Consider the following 1052-nt stretch of genomic DNA (forward strand, 5'->3'; position numbering starts at 1 on the left):
CTAGTTGTGAGCTTTCAGGAGGTTGTCCATTCGGCCCTGGTCGAGAAAGCTGAGGTTGTCAAAGCTTCAGTGATTCTCGGAGGACCGAATGAACATTCACAAGAATGCCCGTTTAACACCGCGGCGTCGAGAGGAGATGGCGCGCGCCGGTATTGATGGCGCTTGTTCCAAAGCCGATGCTGCGCGGACATATGGGGTGACGTCGAAGGTGGTCGCTCGTTGGACGGCGCGCTTTCTGGCGGATGGCGCCGCCGGCATGGCGGACCGGTCGTCGCGGCCGCGGACAAGCCCGAGACGAACCGCGGCCAACATTGCCGGCGAGATAGCAGTGTTGCGCCGACAGCGGCTGACGGGCAAGCACATCGCCAAGCAGACGGGCGTGTCGGCGGCAACGGTGAGCCGGGTGCTCAAGCGCGCCGGTCTTTCCAGGCTGAAGGATATCGAGCCGGCCGAACCGGTGCGACGCTATGAGCGCGGGCGGCCCGGCGAAATGATCCATATCGACATCAAGAAACCTGGCCGCTTCAGCCAGGTTGGCCACCGCATCACGGGTGATCGAACCCGCCAAAGTTCGCGCAGGGGCAAAGGCTGGGGCGCTGGCTGGGAGTACGTTCACGTCGCCATCGATGACGCCTCGCGCGTTGCCTTCTCGCAGATATTGCCAGACGAAAAGAAGGACAGCGCGGTCGCCTTTCTCAAGGCGGCACTGACCTACTATAATACCCTCGGCATTACCGTCGAGCGCGTCATGACCGATAACGGTCCCTGCTATGCCTCAGGCGAATTTGCCCGCGCCTGCCGCGAACTTGGCCTCAAGCACGTCCGAACAAGACCCTATACGCCAAAAACCAATGGCAAGGCCGAACGCTTCATTCAGACCGCGCTTCGGGAATGGGCCTATGCCGTCGCATACCCAACCTCGGACATGCGAGCCGACCAACTGCCAAAATGGCTCCATCGCTACAATTGGCATCGACCCCATGGCAGCCTAAAATATAATACACCAATCAGCAGACTCGGCCTGACCGAGGACAACCTGTTGAGGCTCCACA

Annotated in this window: 1 protein-coding gene; it reads left to right on the forward strand. The window is 60.6% G+C overall.

The annotated features are described in order from the left end of the window. Positions 1-88: 88 nt before the first annotated feature. Positions 89-1052, forward strand: a 964-nt coding sequence (locus PYR71_RS30655) for an IS481 family transposase (RefSeq protein WP_077993556.1), incomplete at its 3' end; no start/stop codon positions are given.

It is taken from the genome of Rhizobium mulingense, from assembly GCF_029194105.1.
Lineage (GTDB): Bacteria > Pseudomonadota > Alphaproteobacteria > Rhizobiales > Rhizobiaceae > Rhizobium > Rhizobium mulingense.